The organism is Frankia sp. CoWAU3, from assembly GCF_977971855.1.
Window position 1 is genome coordinate 8216 of record NZ_CDWWXB010000005.1, and the last position, 578, is coordinate 8793.

Annotated in this window: 1 protein-coding gene; it reads right to left on the reverse strand. The window is 71.3% G+C overall.

All coding sequences use genetic code 11. The annotated features are described in order from the left end of the window. Positions 1-218: 218 nt before the first annotated feature. A partial coding sequence (locus AC08ON_RS01320; protein WP_476616316.1) for a CinA family protein occupies positions 219-578 on the reverse strand: 360 nt, incomplete at its 5' end.

Consider the following 578-nt stretch of genomic DNA (forward strand, 5'->3'; position numbering starts at 1 on the left):
ACACCCGTGCCGCCGACGACACCTCCCGAAGCGTGCGGTGCTGATCCTGACGGCGGCGGCGCAACGCCTCGCCGAGCATGCGTCGGAGCAGGACCATCGAGCCTCCTCCTTCGTCCGCGGGATGCGTTCACCGTATACCCACCGCCGCGACCATCGGGCCCTCGTTGACGGGACTGTAACTGTGTAAGCACCTCAGGTCCGGTGATTGGTCTCGCGCATCAGGGTGCGCCGTCTCCGGTTGTGGTCATCTCGCTGTTCGGCAGCCCGGCGAGCATCCGACGCACCAGGTCCAGCGCGGACACCACCGCGTAGGTGCGGATGCGCGGCCGGTCCCCGGGCAGCCGTACCGACCGGGTGACGGTGCCGTCCGGTCCGGCCAGGCCGATATGCAGCGTTCCGACCGGTTTGTCCTCCTGCGGCTGCGGGCCCGCGACTCCCGTGGTGGCCAACCCGTAGGTGGCGCCCAGCCGGGACCGGACCCCCGCCGCCATCGCGGCGGCCGTCCTCGACGACACCGCGCCCTCGGCGGCCAACAGACCCTCGTCGACACCGAGCGCCGATGCCTTGACCTCCGTGGC